This is a genomic window from Lewinellaceae bacterium (assembly GCA_020636135.1).
GTDB lineage: Bacteria > Bacteroidota > Bacteroidia > Chitinophagales > Saprospiraceae > JAGQXC01.
The window spans coordinates 508,341-527,089 of the sequence record JACJYK010000001.1 but is presented as its reverse complement, the minus strand read 5'-3'; the positions used below and the strand labels follow the sequence as shown (position 1 = coordinate 527,089).

Sequence of the window (18,749 nt, the reverse complement as noted above, 5' to 3'; positions counted from 1 at the left end):
ATTACAGTAAATAATGCACTTGCCGTATCTGCATTGCCGCAGCCATCACTGGCTATGAACAGGATGCTGTCGATACGTGTTGAGCCGCATGATGGCGTGGAAGCCGCCAAAACATAATCCCATTGGATCGTTCCACAAACGTCCGTAGCTTCAGCTCCAGCCTGCTCACCAACCCAGAACATGAATGCATCATTGTTTCCTGCACCATCGCATTCCACGATGGTATCCCTCGGCAGAATTATAATTTCAGGAGCCGTAGTATCTATAAACTGGTAATAGTGGGTAAGCCTTGCTGTATTCCCGCATACATCCGTGGCTGTATAGATTCGCCGGATAATGGAATTGACTCCACATGAAGGTCCAAGGAGGCTATCCTGGTACTGTACCACCGGTAACCCGCAGGCATCCACAACGGCAGGCGTATCTACGGCTATCGTGTCGTTGCAATCCAGGAAAGTCGTATCACCATCTGTAATCACTGGATCAATAAACGTGGGCGGAATGCTGTCTTTCACTCGGATGTGCTGTTCAATACTGTCTTTGTTTCCACAAAGGTCACTGAAAACCCATCTGCGAATGATCTGATAATCACAACTGAAATCCTCAGCAATATCTATTGGCACGGCCATCACTACACCATTACAGGCATCCATGGCGATCAGGGTCTGGGCAGCAGGTATTTGATTTGGGCATTCAACGAGCGTATCCCGGGGAGGCACCGGCAGGCTTGGAGGAGTCGTATCCTGAATGACAAATACGCCGGACATGGTATCGGCATTGTTACATGCATCCCGTACGATAAACAGCACACTGTCTTTACGGGTACTGCCGCATGGCAACGCTCTCTGGACAGTAATTGTATCCCAGGTTACCGAACTGCAATTATCCGTTGCCAGTGCTCCTCCATGATTATCGATCCAGTTGCGATAAGCCTGCATGCTTAGTGCATCACAATCAACCGTGTCACTTAAGACCGGCATTATGAACGCAGGAGGTGTGGTATCCCGGAACAGCAACCAATTCACGATAACATTACGGTTACCACAGAAATCCACTGCCGTGTAAGTTCTCTTAATCAATCGTTCCCCAGCACATTCCGGTGTCTCCGTAGAATCACTGTAACTGACATTGACTGCACTACAATTATCCATACCCTGCGGGACTGTCGTGGGAAGCGGATCCGTACAGTCATAAACTACGGTATCCCCATGTACCAATCCCGGTATTTCCGGTGGGATGGAGTCTTTAACCCGGATCAATTGGATGACCGTATCGCGGTTGCCGCAAGCATCCATGCCTATCCAACGACGGGTAATGGTATAATCGCAGGACAAAGGCTCGGATAGATCCTGTGAGAAGGCAATCCGGATCACCTGATCACAGGCATCGCGATACATGAGTGGGGAAGGTAATGGAACATTATTCCGGCAGGCGACCAAAGTGTCATGCGGAGCTGACGGCAATACCGGTGGAATGGTATCAATGATAACAAATAGTGCCTCAGAAGTTGCCTCATTACCACACGCATCCCTGGCAATGAATAACACTCGGTCAATTCTGGTCCTGCCACACAATTGCGTCCGGTCAACCATCGATGTATCCCAGGTAACGCCATTGCATTCATCGCTTGCCTGTGCACTTCCATGATTATTAATCCAGGCTATGAAATCCGTCATATTGCCCGAACCATCACACTGAACCGTGTCATTCGATGCTTCGGTTATTATTGATGGAGCTGTTGTATCCTGAATAACAATAGCTTGCACACAACTGCTGCTGTTACCACAGGCATCCATAGCCATCCATCTCCGCAGGATCGAATAGGTGCTTCCACAAGCGGTAACGATTGAATCACTATGGGTTAGCGATAAAGGTGCCGTATCACATGCGTCGGTAGCTGTAGCGATTCCAGTATTGGCAGTGCTGGTATCTGCCGGACAATTTAACGTCACCGATGCCGGACAAGTAATTACAGGTGCAATCGTATCCTGGACGGTGATCATCTGTGAACAGGAGCTACTATTCAGGCAGGCATCAACTGCTTTCCAGATCCGGATCACCTGATAGGTGTTACCACAACCCGTGATGATCGAATCGCGGTGGCTGATCAAGACGCTGTTACATTCATCCATCGCTGTTGCCACACCCGTATTTGTGGTACTGGTATCCGCCGGGCAGTCCAACGTCACTGCCGTCGGACAAGTGATCTCCGGGGCAATGGTATCCTGGACGGTGATCGACTGGTGACAGTTGCTACTGTTCATGCACGCATCTACCGCTGTCCAGATCCGGATGAGCTGGTATGTGTTCCCGCATCCCGGGATGATCGAATCGCGGTGGCTGATCAAGACGCTGTTGCATTCATCCATTGCTGTTGCAATACCCGTATTTGCGGTACTGGTATCCGCCGGGCAGTCCAACGTCACTGCCGCCGGACAAGTGATCTCCGGGGCGATGGTATCCTGGATGGTGATCATCTGTGAACAGGAGCTACTATTCAGACAGGCATCCACCGCTGTCCAGATCCGGATCACCGTGTACGTACTGCCGCAACCTGGAATGATCGAATCGCGGTAACTAATGGTTATATTGTTACATTCATCTGTTGCCATCGCTACACCCGTATTGGCCGTGCTTGTATCGGCAGGGCAGTCCAACGTCAGCGCTGCCGGACAGGTGATTACAGGAGCGATGGTATCCTGGATGGTGATCATCTGTGAACAAGAGCTACTATTCAGGCAGGCATCAATTGCTGTCCACACCCGGATGACACGATAAGTATTTCCGCAACCCGGAATGATTGAATCCCGGTGGCTGATCATAATGCTACCACAATCATCAGTTGCTGTCGCAATGCCTGTATTTCCTGAACTCGTATCCGCAGGGCAGTCCAGGACCACGTCAGCCGGACAGGTTATCTGCGGTGGCGTTGTATCCCGGAATTGTAACCAATTCACGTATACTTGTGTATTGCCACACACATCCCTTGCCGTATACCGTCTACGAACCAGCCGTTCTCCGGGGCAACTCGGCGTCTCCGTTGAATCTTCATAACTCACGCTTACCGAGCCACAGGCATCCATACCCGGTGGCAATGTTACCGGTAAAGGATCTGTACAATCGTACGTGATCGTATCCCCATCCACTAAATCTGGAATCACCGGCGCTATGGTGTCTTTTACCCGGATCAGCTGAATAACTGTATCCCGGTTACCACAGGCATCCATACCTATCCATCTCCGTGTGATCGTATAGTCGCAGGAGTATGGTTCCGGCATATCAAGGGCAAAAGCAATTCGAATGGTACCGTCACAATCATCGCGATACATCAATGGCATGGGCAATGGCACATTAAATGGACAGCCCACCAGAGTATCTGCCGGTGCCTGCGGCATCACCGGGGGAATCGTGTCAATGATCACGAATACCCCTTCTGTCGTATCTGCATTCCCGCATGCATCTCTTGCTATAAACAAAACCTGGTCAACGCGTGTCTTCCCACAACCAGGTGTACGCAAGACAGTCGTATCCCAGACGAAACTTCCACAGCCATCCGATGCTACCGCCCCTCCGTGGTTGTCGACCCAGTTCATAAAGGAAATCGTATTGCCACTGCCGTCGCACTGCACCGTGTCATTCATCGCGCCTACTGTAATCACTGGTCTTGTCGTATCCTGTACGGTAATCAGCTGATCGCAACTGCTGCTGTTACCGCAGGCATCTACCACCAGCCAGGTCCGTACGACATGGTAAGTCGTGCCGCAATCTGCCGTCACTACATCGTTGTAACTGATCGTGGTGCTGTTGCAGGCATCCGTTGCTGTAGCTACCCCTGTGTTGGTGGTACTCGTATCCGCCGGACAGTCTAATGTCACATCTAATGGACAGGTGATCACCGGTCTGGTGGTATCCTGTACAGTAATCATTTGGTCGCAGCTGCTACTGTTGCCACAAGCATCCACTGCCAACCAGGTTCGAACGACATGATAAGTCGTTCCACAGTCTGAAGTTACCGCGTCACTGTACCTAATTGTTGTGCTGCTGCAAGCATCCGTGGCCGTAGCAACTCCCGTTGTTGCCGTGCTCGTATCTGCTGGACAGTCTAAAGTAATATCTACCGGGCAAGTAATCTCAGGTCTGGTCGTATCCTGTACGGTAATCAGCTGGTCACAACTTCTGCTGTTGCCGCAAGCATCGACCGCCAGCCACGTACGTACAACATGATAGGTCGTGCCACAGTCTGTCGTTACCGCATCGCTGTAACTGATCGTGATGCTGCTGCAGACATCTGTAGCCGTAACTACTCCCGTTGTTGCCGTGCTCGTATCCGCCGGGCAGTTTAATGTGATATCTGCCGGACAGGTGATCACCGGTCTGGTGGTATCCTGTATAGTTATAAGCTGATCGCAAGCGCTGCTGTTCCCGCAGGCATCCACTGCAAGCCACGTCCTCAAGACATGGTAGGTCGTCCCGCACTCTGTTGTTACCGCATCACTGTAACTGATCGTAACACTGCTGCAGGCATCCGTGGCGGTAGCTATTCCCGTTGTTCCTGATGTGGTATCCCCCGGACAATCTAACGTGATGTCTACCGGACAAGTGATCGCCGGTCTGGTGGTCTCCTGTACCGTGATCAACTGATCACAGCTGCTGCTGTTGCCGCACGCATCCACCGCCAGCCACGTCCTCATGACGTGGTAAGTCGTCCCGCAATCTACTGTCACCGCATCGCTGTAACTGATCGTGATGCTGCTGCAAGCATCCGTTGCTGTAGCTACTCCCGTTGTTCCTGTGGTGGTATCTGCCGGGCAGTCTAACGTGATGTCTGCCGGGCAGGTGATCTCAGGTCTGGTGGTGTCCTGAACCGTGATCAGCTGGTCACAGCTGCTGCTGTTGCCACACACATCTACTGCAAGCCAGGTCCTCAAGACATGATAGGACGTCCCACAGTCCGTCGTTACCGCATCACTGTAACTGATCGTGATGCTGCTGCAGGAATCCATGGCCGTAGCTACTCCCGTGGTCGCTATTGTGGTATCCGCCGGACAGTCTAACGTGATGTCAACAGGGCAGGTGATCGCAGGTTGTGTCGTATCCTGTACTGTGATCGTTTGTTGACACGTGCTACTATTCATGCATGCATCCACCGCTGTCCAGATCCGGATCACTGTGTACGTGCTGCCGCATTCAGGGATGATCGAATCCCGATAACTGGTCGTAACGCTGTTACATTCATCGGTAGCCGTGGCCATTCCTGTGTTTGCTGTACTCGTATCTGCCGGACAATTTATGATTACAGCTGCAGGACAAGTAATGTCCGGCGCCATCGTATCCTGAACCGTTATCGTTTGTTGACACATGCTGTTATTCATGCATGCATCCATCGCTGTCCAAATCCGGATCACTGTATAGGTGGTACCACATCCAGGGATAATGGAGTCACGATGACTGATCGTAAAGGTGCTGCAATCATCCGTGGCTATGGCTAAGCCTGTATTGGCAATGCTTGTATCCGCAGGACAATACAGGATCATTGGAGCTTGACAGGTAATGTCTGGAGGTGTGGTATCACGGAATTGCAACCAGTTGATATACATTCTTGTATTTCCGCACACATCCGTTGCAGTATATTTCCTCCGGATCAACACTTCACCAGGACAACTGGGCATAGCCGTCGAATCTTCATAGCTCACACTTACCGAGCCACAAGCATCCATGCCCGGTGGTAATGTCACTGGCAATGGATCTGTACAATTGTACGTTATCGTATCTCCATCCACCAGGTCCGGTATCGTCGGTGCTATCGTGTCTTTTACACGGATCAATTGTATTGCTGTATCCCGGTTACCACAAGCGTCCACACCTATCCATCTCCTATTGATTGTATAATCACAAGAGTACGGCTCCGGTATATCCTGGGCAAAAGCTATCCGCAATACGCCATCACAGTCATCACGGTACATCAAAGGCATTGGCAATGGAACATTAAATGGACAACCCACCAACGTATCTGCCGGGGCTGACGGCAGCACTGGTGGGATCGTATCGATAACAACAAACGCACCTTCAGTCGTGTCTGCATTCCCGCATTCGTCTCTGGCTATAAACAACACCCGGTCGGTCCTTGTCCTGCCACACCCTGGTGTACGTTCAATTAGTGTAGTATCCCAGGTATAACCTCCACATCCATCCGATGCTATGGCACCTGCATGGTTGTCAATCCAATTCTTAAATGCTGCATTATTACCATTACCGTCACACTGTACAGTGTCATTTATTGCAGCAACCGTAATCGTTGGAATGGTCGTATCCTGAATGGTGATCAGTTGTGTACAGGATGTATTGTTGCCACAAGCATCGGTTGCCGTCCAGATGCGATTTATTGTGTAAGTGCCTCCACAATCACTGGTAAGTGAATTACGATACGTAATGGTCGGTATAACGCAAAGATCTAATGCACTTGGAATTCCAGTATTCGTAATGCTTGTATCTGCCGGGCAGTTTAATGTTACATCTGCTGGACAAGTGATCGTGGGTGGCGTCGTGTCCTGTATCGTGATCAGCTGTTCGCAAGCGCTGTTGTTGCCACAGGCATCGATCGCAAGCCAGGTCCGTACAACCTGGTAGGTCGTTCCGCAGTCTATTGTCACTGCATCGCTGTAGCTGATTGTAGTATTGCTGCAGGCATCGGTTGAAGTAGCCACTCCCGTGTTGATTGTGCTCGTGTCTGCCGGGCAGTCTAACGTGATGTCTGCCGGACAAGTGATCGCAGGTCTGGTGGTGTCCTGTACTGTGATCATTTGATCGCAGCTGCTGCTGTTGCCACAAGCATCAACCGCAAGCCATGTCCTCACAACATGGTAGGTCGTGCCGCAGTCTGCTGTTACAGCATCGCTGTAACTGATCGTGACACTGCTGCATGCATCTGTAGCCGAAGCTATTCCCGTGGTCGTTGTTGTAGTATCTGCAGGACAATTCAATGTGATGTCTACCGGGCAGGTGATCTCAGGTCTGGTCGTATCCTGGACTATGATCATTTGATCGCATCTGTTGCTGTTGCCACACGCATCAACCGCCAACCAAGTCCTCACAACATGGTAGGTCGTTCCACAGTCTGTCGTTACCACATCGCTGTAACTGATCGTGACACTGCTGCAGGCATCGGTGGCTGTAGCTACTCCCGTTGTTGTTGTGGTCGTATCCGCCGGGCAGTTTAATGTGATGTCTGCCGGGCAGGTGATCGCCGGTCTGGTGGTATCCTGCACTGTGATCATTTGATCGCAAACGCTGCTGTTGCCACACGCATCAACTGCAAGCCACGTCCTCACAACATGGTAGGTGGTGCCGCAGTCGGTTGTCACCGCATCGCTGTAACTGATCGTGACACTGCTGCAGGCATCCATTGCCGTGGCTACTCCCGTGGTCGTTGTTGTAGTATCTGCAGGACAATTCAAAGTTATATCTACCGGGCAGGTAATCACCGGTCTGGTGGTATCCTGTACCGTGATCATTTGGTCGCAACTGCTGCTGTTGCCACACGCATCAACCGCCAACCAATTCCTCACAACATGGTAGGTCGTTCCACAGTCTGTCGTTACTGCATCGCTGTAGCTGATCGTGATGCTGCTGCAAGCATCCGTCGCTGTAGCTACTCCCGTGGTCGTTGTTGTAGTATCTGCAGGACAATTCAATGTTATATCTACCGGGCAGGTGATCACCGGTCTGGTGGTATCCTGGACTATGATCATTTGATCGCATCTGTTGCTGTTGCCACACGCATCAACCGCCACCCAAGTCCTCACAACATGGTAGGTCGTTCCACAGTCTGTCGTTACTGCATCGCTGTAGCTGATCGTGATGCTGCTGCAAGCATCCGTCGCTGTAACTACTCCCGTGGTCGTTGTTGTAGTATCTGCAGGACAATTCAATGTTATGTCTGCCGGGCAGGTGATCGCAGGTCTGGTGGTGTCCTGTACTGTGATCAGTTGGTCGCAACTGCTGCTATTTCCACACGCATCTACTGCCAACCACGTCCTCACAACATGGTAAGTCGTACCACAGTCCGCCGTTACTGCATCACTGTAACTGATCGTGATGCTGCTGCAAGCATCCGTCGCTGTAGCTACTCCCGTGGTCGTTGTTGTAGTGTCTGCAGGACAATTCAATGTTATGTCTGCCGGGCAAGTGATCGCAGGTCTGGTGGTGTCCTGTATAGTGATCAGCTGATCGCAAGCACTGCTGTTGCCGCAAGCATCTACTGCCAGCCACGTCCTCACAACATGGTAGGTCGTGCCGCAGTCCGTCGTTACCGCATCGCTGTAACTGATCGTAATGCTGCTACAGGCATCCGTTGCTGTGGCTACTCCAGTGGTCGCCGTGGTCGTATCCGCCGGACAGTTTAAAGTGATGGCTGCCGGGCAAGTGATCTCAGGTCTGGTCGTATCCTGTACCGTGATCAGTTGATCACAACTGTTGCTGTTGCCACACGCATCTACTGCCAACCACGTCCTCACAACATGGTAGGTCGTGCCACAATCTGTCGTCACCGCATCACTGTAACTGATCGTAACACTGCTGCAGGCATCCGTAGCGGTAGCTACACCCGTGGTTCCTGTTGTGGTATCTGCCGGACAATCTAAGGTGATATCTACCGGGCAGGTAATCTCTGGTGGTGTCGTGTCCCGGAACTGCAACCAGTTGATGTATACCCTCTCATTTCCACACACATCCGTAGCTGTGTACTTCCTCCGGATCAACTCTTCACCCGGACAGCTCGGTGTGGCCGTCGAATCTTCATAGCCTACACTCACCGGTCCACACGCATCCATCCCCGATGGAACCGTGGTTGGTAATGGATCCGTACAATCGTATCTGATCGTATCTCCATCCACCAATCCCGGTATCTCCGGTGCTATCGTGTCTTTGACCCGGATCAGCTGGATGATCGTATCCCGGTTGCCACAGGCATCCACTCCGATCCAGCTCCGTGTAATCGTATAATCACAGGAATAGGGTTCCCTCATATCCTGAGCAAACGCTATCCGCAATACTCCGTCACATGCATCACGGTACAACACCGGCGCAGGTAACGGTACCTGTACAGGACAGCCTACCACCGTATCCCGTGGAGCCGCCGGCATCACCGGAGCGATCGTATCGATGATCACAAACAATCCTTCCGTCGTATCTGCATTACCGCATGCATCTCTCGCTATAAACAACACCCGGTCTATCCGTGTCTTGCCGCAACCCGGTGTTCGGGACACCAGCGTCGTATCCCATATAAAACTTCCACACCCATCCGATGCCATCGCTCCTCCGTTGTTGTCGATCCAGCTCATATAGGCGGTTGCATTACCACTGCCGTCGCACTGTACCGTGTCATTCATCGCAGGTACTGTAATCGTGGGACTGGTCGTATCCTGGACAATGATTAGCTGGTCACAACTGTTGCTATTGCCACAAGCATCAACTGCAAGCCATGTCCTTACAACATGATAGGTTGTACCACAATCCGCCGTCACTGCATCACTGTAACTGATCGTGACACTGCTGCAGGCATCCGTAGCCGTAGCGACTCCCGTGTTGGTTGTGCTCGTATCCGCCGGGCAGTTTAAGGTGATGTCTGCCGGGCAGGTGATCACCGGTCTAGTGGTATCCTGTATAGTGATCAGCTGATCGCAAGCGCTGCTGTTGCCACAGGCATCAACCGCCAGCCACGTACGCACAACATGGTAGGTCGTGCCGCAGTCTGTCGTTACTGCATCACTGTAACTGATCGTGATGCTGCTGCAAGCATCCGTCGCTGTAGCTACTCCCGTGGTCGTTGTTGTAGTATCTGCAGGACAATTCAATGTTATATCTACCGGGCAGGTGATTGCAGGTCTGGTGGTATCCTGGACGGTGATCAGCTGATCACAGCTGCTGCTGTTGCCACACGCATCAATCGCCAACCACGTCCGTACCACGTGGTAGGTTGTGCCGCAGTCTGTCGTTACTGCATCATTGTAACTGATCGTAATACTACTGCAGGCATCTGTAGCCGTGGCTACTCCCGTGGTTCCTGTGGTGGTATCTGCAGGACAGTTTAACGTAATATCTACCGGGCAAGTGATCTCTGGTTTTGTAGTATCCTGTACCGTGATCAGTTGATCACAGCTTCTGCTATTACCACACGCATCAACTGCAAGCCACGTCCTCACAACATGATAGGTCGTGCCACAGTCTGTCGTTACTGCATCATTGTAACTGATCGTAATACTGCTGCAAGCATCCGTCGCTGTAGCTACTCCCGTGGTTCCTGTGGTGGTATCTGCAGGACAGTTTAACGTAATATCTACCGGGCAAGTGATCTCTGGTTTTGTAGTATCCTGTACCGTGATCAGTTGATCACAGCTTCTGCTGTTGCCACACGCATCCACTGCAAGCCACGTCCGTACGACGTGGTAAGTTGTACCACAGTCCGTCGTCACCGCATCGCTGTAGCTGATCGTGATGCTGCTGCAAGCATCGGTAGCTGTAGCTACTCCCGTCGTTCCTGTTGCAGTATCTGCCGGGCAGTCTAATGTCACATCTGCCGGGCAGGTGATCTCTGGTGAGGTCGTATCCTGGACCGTGATCAGCTGATCACAGCTGCTGCTGTTGCCGCACGCATCCACCGCCAGCCACGTACGCACGACATGATAGATTGTTCCACAGTCTGTTGTTACCGCATCGCTGTAACTGATCGTTATGCTGCTACAGGCATCGGTGGCCGTAGCTACTCCCGTGATTCCTGTGGTAGTATCAGCCGGGCAGTTTAATGTGATATCTGCCGGACAGGTGATCACCGGTCTGGTCGTATCCTGTATTGTGATCATTTGATCACAACTACTACTATTCCCGCACGCATCTACTGCCAGCCAGGTCCTTACAACATGGTAAGTTGTACCGCAATCCGTCATTACTGCGTCGCTGTAGCTGATCGTGACACTGCTGCAGGCATCGGTAGCCGTAGCTACTCCCGTTGTTGCCGTGCTCGTATCCGCCGGGCAGTCTAAGGTCACATCGGCCGGGCAGGTAATCTCTGGTGGTGTCGTGTCACGGAACTGCAACCAGTTGATGTATATCCTCTCATTTCCACACACATCCGTAGCTGTGTACTTCCTGCGGATCAACTCCTCACCCGGACAGCTCGGTGTGGCCGTCGAATCTTCGTAACCTACACTCACCGGTCCACACGCATCCATGCCCGATGGCACCGTGGTTGGTAATGGATCCGTACAATCGTATCTGATCGTATCTCCATCCACCAATCCCGGTATCTCCGGTGCTATCGTGTCTTTGACCCGGATCAGCTGGATGATCGTATCCCGGTTGCCACAGGCATCCACTCCGATCCAGCTCCGTGTAATCGTATAATCACAGGAATAAGGCTCCCTCATATCCTGAGCAAACGCTATCCGCAATACTCCGTCGCACGCATCCCGGTACAACAGCGGCGCAGGTAACGGTACCTGAACCGGACAACCTACCACCGTATCCCGTGGAGCCGCCGGCATCACCGGAGCTATCGTATCGATGATCACAAACAATCCTTCCGTGGTGTCTGCATTACCACATTCGTCTCTGGCTATAAACAACACCCGGTCTATCCGTGTCTTCCCACATCCCGGTGTTCTCATTATCAAAGTTGTATCCCAGGTATAACCTCCACAACCATCTGATGCTATTGCTCCTCCATGGTTGTCGATCCAGGATTTATATGCAGTTGTATTACCAGTGCCGTCACACTGAACTGTATCATTCATCGCGACAACTGTAATCGTGGGAATTGTCGTATCCTGGACTGTGATCAGTTGCGTACAGGTTGTACTGTTGCCACAAACATCTGTTGCCATCCAGACACGATTTATTGTATATGTTCCTCCACAATCACTGGTGAGTGAATTAACATAAGATATAACCGGGATTAGGGAACACATATCCGTTGCGCCAGCAATTCCGGTATTTGCAATACTTGTATCTGCTGGACAATTCAGGATGGTATCTACAGGACACGTGATGTTTGGAGGTGTGGTGTCCTGTACCGTGATCAACTGGTCGCAGCTGCTGCTGTTGCCACAAGCATCAACCGCAAGCCAGGTCCTCACAACATGGTAGGTCGTGCCACAGTCTGCTGTTACAGCATCGCTGTAACTGATCGTAATGCTGCTACAAGCATCGGTGGCTGTAGCTACTCCCGTGGTCGCCGTGGTCGTATCCGCCGGACAATCCAAGGTGATGTCTGCCGGGCAAGTGATCGCAGGTCTGGTCGTGTCCTGTACTGTGATCAGCTGATCACAGCTGCTGCTGTTGCCACACGCATCAACTGCCAGCCAGGTACGTTCGACGTGGTAAGTTGTACTACAGTCCGTCGTCACCGCATCGCTGTAACTGATCGTGATGCTACTGCAGGCATTCGTTGCCGTAGCTACTCCCGTTGTTGCCGTGGTCGTATCCGCTGGGCAATCTAACGTGATGTCCGCCGGGCAAGTAATATCTGGTTTTGTAGTATCCTGTACCGTGATAAGCTGATCGCAAGCGCTGCTGTTGCCACACGCATCGACCGCCAGCCACGTCCTCACAACATGGTAGGTCGTGCCGCAGTCCGTCGTTACCGCATCGCTGTAACTGATCGTAATGCTGCTACAGGCATCCGTTGCTGTGGCTACTCCAGTGGTCGCCGTGGTCGTATCCGCTGGACAGTTTAACGTAATATCTGTCGGGCAGGTGATCTCTGGTCTGGTGGTGTCCTGTATCGTGATCAGTTGGTCGCAAGCGCTGCTGTTGCCGCACGCATCGACCGCCAGCCACGTCCTTACGACGTGGTAGGTGGTGCCACAATCTGCTGTCACCGCATCGCTGTAACTGATCGTGATGCTGCTGCAGGCATCCATGGCCGTAGCTACTCCCGTTGTTGCCGTGGTCGTATCCGCTGGGCAATCTAACGTGATGCCTGCCGGACAGGTGATCACCGGTCTGGTGGTATCCTGTACCGTGATCAGCTGGTCACAACTCTTGCTGTTGCCACACGCATCTACTGCCAGCCACGTCCGTACGACGTGGTAGGTGGTGCCACAATCTGCTGTCACCGCATCGCTGTAACTGATCGTGACACTGCTGCAGGCATCCGTAGCTGTAGCTACTCCCGTTGTTGCCGTGGTCGTATCCGCTGGGCAATCTAACGTGATGTCCGCCGGGCAAGTAATCTCAGGTTTTGTAGTATCCTGTACCGTGATAAGCTGATCGCAAGCGCTGCTGTTGCCACACGCATCGACCGCCAGCCACGTCCTTACGACGTGGTAGGTGGTGCCACAATCCGTCGTTACCGCATCGCTGTAACTGATCGTAACACTGCTACAGGCATCGGTGGCTGTAGCTACTCCGGTGGTCGCCGTGGTCGTATCCGCCGGGCAGTCTAACGTGATGTCTGCCGGGCAAGTGATCATAGGTCTGGTGGTATCCTGTACAATGATCAGCTGATCGCAACTGCTGCTGTTGCCGCAAGCATCAACTGCAAGCCACGTCCTCACAACATGATAGGTGGTTCCGCAGTCCGCCGTTACTGCATCGCTGTAACTGATCATGACACTGCTGCAGGCATCCGTGGCCGTAGCTACTCCCGTTGTTCCTGTGGTGGTATCTGCCGGACAATCTAACGTGATATCTGCCGGACAGGTGATCACCGGTCTGGTCGTATCCTGTATTGTGATCATTTGATCACAACTACTACTATTCCCGCACGCATCTACTGCCAGCCAGGTCCTTACAACATGGTAAGTTGTACCGCAATCCGTCATTACCGCATCACTGTAACTGATCGTAATGCTGCTACAGGCATCCGTAGCCGTAGCTACTCCCGTGTTGGTTGTGCTCGTATCTGCTGGACAGTCTAAAGTAATATCTACCGGGCAAGTAATCTCAGGTCTGGTCGTATCCCGGAATTGTAGCCAGTTGATGTATATCCTCGTATTTCCACACACATCCGTAGCTGTGTACTTCCTCCGTATCAACTCTTCACCCGGACAGCTCGGTGTGGCCGTCGAATCTTCGTAACCTACACTCACCGGTCCACACGCATCCATGCCCGATGGAACCGTGGTCGGTAATGGATCCGTACAATCGTATCTGATCGTATCTCCATCCACCAATCCCGGAATCTCCGGTGCTATCGTGTCTTTGACCCGGATCAGCTGGATGATCGTATCCTGGTTGCCACAGGCATCCACTCCGATCCAGCTCCGTGTAATCGTATAATCACAGGAATAGGACTCCCTCATATCCTGAGCAAACGCTATCCGCAATACTCCGTCACATGCATCACGGTACAACACCGGCGCAGGTAACGGTACCTGTACCGGACAACCTACCACCGTATCCCGTGGAGCCGCCGGCATCACCGGAGCTATCGTATCGATGATCACAAACAATCCTTCCGTCGTATCAGCATTACCGCATTCATCTCTCGCTATGAACAACACCCGGTCTATCCGTGTCTTCCCACATCCCGGTGTGCGGGACACCAGCGTCGTATCCCATATAAAACTCCCACATCCATCCGATGCCATTGCACCTCCATGGTTGTCGATCCAGCTCATATAGGCGGTTGCATTACCACTGCCGTCGCACTGCACCGTGTCATTCATCGCAGGTACCGTAATCGTGGGACTGGTCGTATCCTGGACAATGATTAGCTGGTCACAACTGTTGCTATTGCCACAAGCATCAACTGCAAGCCATGTCCTCACAACCTGGTAGGTGGTTCCGCAGTCTGCTGTCACTGCATCACTGTAACTGATCGTGATGCTGCTACACCCATCCATGGCCGTAGCTACTCCCGTTGTTCCTGTTGTAGTATCCGCCGGACAGTTTAACGTAATATCTGTCGGGCAAGTGATCTCAGGTCTGGTGGTGTCCTGTATCGTGATCATTTGATCACAACTGTTACTGTTGCCACAAGCATCAACTGCCAGCCATGTCCTCACAACATGGTAGGTCGTGCCGCAGTCTGTTGTCACTGCATCACTGTAACTGATCGTAACACTGTTGCAAGCATCCGTAGCCATAGCGACTCCCGTGGTTCCTGTGGTCGTATCCGCTGGACAGTCTAACGTAATATCTACCGGGCAGGTAATCACCGGTCTGGTCGTATCCTGTACTGTTATAAGTTGATCACAGCTGCTACTGTTGCCGCAGGCATCAACTGCCAGCCAGGTACGTACAACATGATAGGTCGTACCACAGTCTGTCGTCACCGCATCACTGTAACTGATCGTAATACTGCTACAGGCATCGGTAGCGGTAGCTACTCCCGTGTTGGTTGTGCTCGTATCCGCCGGGCAGTTTAACGTGATGTCTGCCGGGCAGGTGATCACCGGTCTGGTCGTATCCTGTACCGTGATCATTTGATCGCAACTGCTGCTGTTGCCACACGCATCAACTGCCAGCCACGTCCTTACGACGTGGTAGGTGGTTCCGCAATCTGCCGTCACCGCATCACTGTAACTGATCGTGATGCTGCTGCAGGCATCGGTGGCCGTAGCTACTCCCGTTGTTGCCGTGGTCGTATCCGCAGGGCAGTTTAATGTGATGTCTGCCGGACAAGTGATCTCTGGTGGTGTCGTGTCACGGAACTGCAACCAGTTGATGTATACCCGCTCATTGCCACACACATCCGTAGCTGTGTACTTCCTTCGGATCAACTCTTCACCCGGACAGCTCGGTGTGGCCGTCGAATCTTCATAGCCTACACTCACCGGTCCACACGCATCCATGCCCGGTGGCACCGTGGTTGGTAATGGATCCGTACAATCGTATCTGATCGTATCTCCATCCACCAATCCCGGAATCTCCGGTGCTATCGTGTCTTTGACCCGGATCAGCTGCACGATTGTATCCCGGTTGCCACAGGCATCCACTCCGATCCAGCTCCGTGTAATCGTATAATCACAGGAATAGGACTCCCTCATATCCTGAGCAAACGCTATCCGCAATACTCCGTCACATGCATCCCGGTACAACACCGGCGCAGGTAACGGTACCTGTACAGGACAACCTACCACCGTATCCCGCGGAGCCGCCGGCATCACCGGAGCTATCGTATCGATGATCACAAACAATCCTTCCGTGGTGTCTGCATTACCACATTCATCTCTCGCTATGAACAACACCCGGTCTATCCGTGTCTTCCCACATCCCGGTGTTCGTGACACCAGCGTCGTATCCCATATAAAACTCCCACATCCATCCGATGCCATTGCACCTCCATGGTTGTCGATCCAGGATTTATATGCAGTTGTATTACCAGTGCCGTCACACTGAACTGTATCATTCATCGCGACAACTGTAATCGTGGGAATTATCGTATCCTGGACTGTGATCAGTTGCGTACAGGTTGTACTGTTACCACAAACATCTGTTGCCATCCAGACACGATTTATCGTATATGTTCCTCCACAATCACTAGTGAGTGAATTAACATAAGATATAACCGGGATTAGGGAACACATATCCGTTGCACCAGCAATTCCGGTATTTGCAATACTCGTATCCGCCGGACAGTCTAATGTCACATCAGCCGGGCAGGTGATCATCGGTCGGGTGGTATCCTGGACAGTGATCATTTGATCACAGCTGCTGCTGTTACCACACGCATCTGCTGCCAGCCACGTCCGCACAACATGATAGGTCGTGCCACAATCCGCCGTTACCGCATCGCTGTAACTGATCGTAATGCTGCTACAGGCATCGGTGGCCGTAGCTACTCCCGTTGTTGCCGTGCTCGTATCCGCCGGACAATCCAAGGTGATGTCTGCCGGGCAAGTGATCGCAGGTCTGGTCGTGTCCTGTACTGTGATCAGCTGATCACAGCTGCTGCTGTTGCCACACGCATCAACTGCCAGCCAGGTACGTTCGACGTGGTAAGTTGTACCACAGTCCGTCGTCACCGCATCGCTGTAGCTGATCGTGATGCTGCTGCAAGCATCGGTAGCGGTAGCTACTCCCGTCGTTCCTGTTGCAGTATCTGCCGGGCAGTCTAATGTCACATCCGCCGGGCAGGTGATCTCTGGTTTTGTAGTATCCTGTACCGTGATCAGTTGGTCGCAAGCGCTGCTATTGCCACACGCATCAACTGCCAGCCACGTCCTCACAACATAGTAGGTTGTGCCACAATCTGCTGTCACCGCATCGCTGTAGCTGATCGTGATGCTGCTGCAAGCATCGGTAGCGGTAGCTACTCCCGTCGTTCCTGTTGCAGTATCTGCCGGGCAGTCTAATGTCACATCCGCCGGGCAAGTAATCTCTGGTTTTGTAGTATCCTGTACCGTGATAAGCTGATCGCAAGCGCTGCTGTTGCCACACGCATCTACTGCTAGCCACGTCCTCACAACATGGTAGGTTGTGCCACAATCTGCTGTTACCGCATCACTGTAACTGATCGTGACACTGCTGCAGGCATCCGTAGCTGTAGCTACTCCCGTGTTGGTGGTACTCGTATCTGCTGGACAGTCTAATGTCACATTACCCGGGCAAGTGATCACCGGTCTGGTAGTATCCTGTACCGTGATAAGCTGATCGCAAGCGCTGCTGTTGCCACACGCATCGACCGCCAGCCACGTCCTTACGACGTGGTAGGTGGTGCCACAATCCGTCGTTACCGCATCGCTGTAACTGATCGTAACACTGCTGCAGGCATCCGTGGCCGTAGCTACTCCCGTGTTGGTAGTGCTCGTATCAGCCGGGCAATCTAACGTGATGTCTGCCGGGCAAGTGATCATAGGTCTGGTGGTATCCTGTACAATGATCAGCTGATCGCAACTGCTGCTGTTGCCGCAAGCATCAACTGCAAGCCACGTCCTCACAACATGATAGGTGGTTCCGCAGTCCGCCGTTACTGCATCACTGTAACTGATCATGACACTGCTGCAGGCATCCGTGGCCGTAGCTACTCTCGTCGTTCCTGTGGTGGTATCTGCCGGACAATCTACCGTGATATCTGACGGGCAGGTGATCACCGGTCTGGTCGTATCCTGTACCGTGATCAGCTGGTCACAAGCGCTGCTATTACCGCAAGCATCGACCGCCAGCCACGTCCTTACAACATGATAGGTCGTTCCACATTCTGCTGTTACCGCATCGCTGTAACTGATCGTGATACTGCTGCAGGCATCCGTCGCCGTAGCAACTCCAGTGGTCGTTGTTGTTGTATCCGCCGGACAGTCTAATGTGATGTCTGCCGGACAAGTGATCTCTGGTCTGGTCGTATCCCGGAATTGTAGCCAGTTGATGTATATCCTCTCATTTCCACACACATCCGTAGCTGTGTACTTCCTTCGGATCAACTCTTCACCCGGACAGCTCGGTGTGGCCGTTGAATCTTCATAGCCTACACTCACCGGTCCACACGCATCCATGCCCGATGGCACCGTGGTTGGTAATGGATCCGTACAATCGTATCTGATCGTATCTCCATCCACCAATCCCGGTATCTCCGGTGCTATCGTGTCTTTGACCCGGATCAGCTGGATGATCGTATCCCGGTTGCCACAGGCATCCACTCCGATCCAGCTCCGTGTAATCGTATAATCACAGGAATAGGGCTCCCTCATATCCTGAGCAAAAGCTATCCGCAATACTCCGTCACATGCATCCCGGTACAACACCGGCGCAGGTAACGGTACCTGTACAGGACAGCCTACCACCGTATCCCGTGGAGCCGCCGGCATCAT

At 52.3% G+C, this 18,749-nt stretch carries 1 protein-coding gene (only partly in view); it reads right to left on the bottom strand.

Annotated elements, in window-relative coordinates; all coding sequences use genetic code 11:
- On the bottom strand, window positions 1-18,749 hold the 5' portion of the coding sequence (locus H6570_01995) for a hypothetical protein (GenBank protein MCB9318024.1). It extends 8,860 nt beyond the left edge of the window; only the first 18,749 of its 27,609 coding nucleotides appear in the window; the start codon lies at window positions 18,747-18,749; its stop codon lies beyond the left edge, outside the window.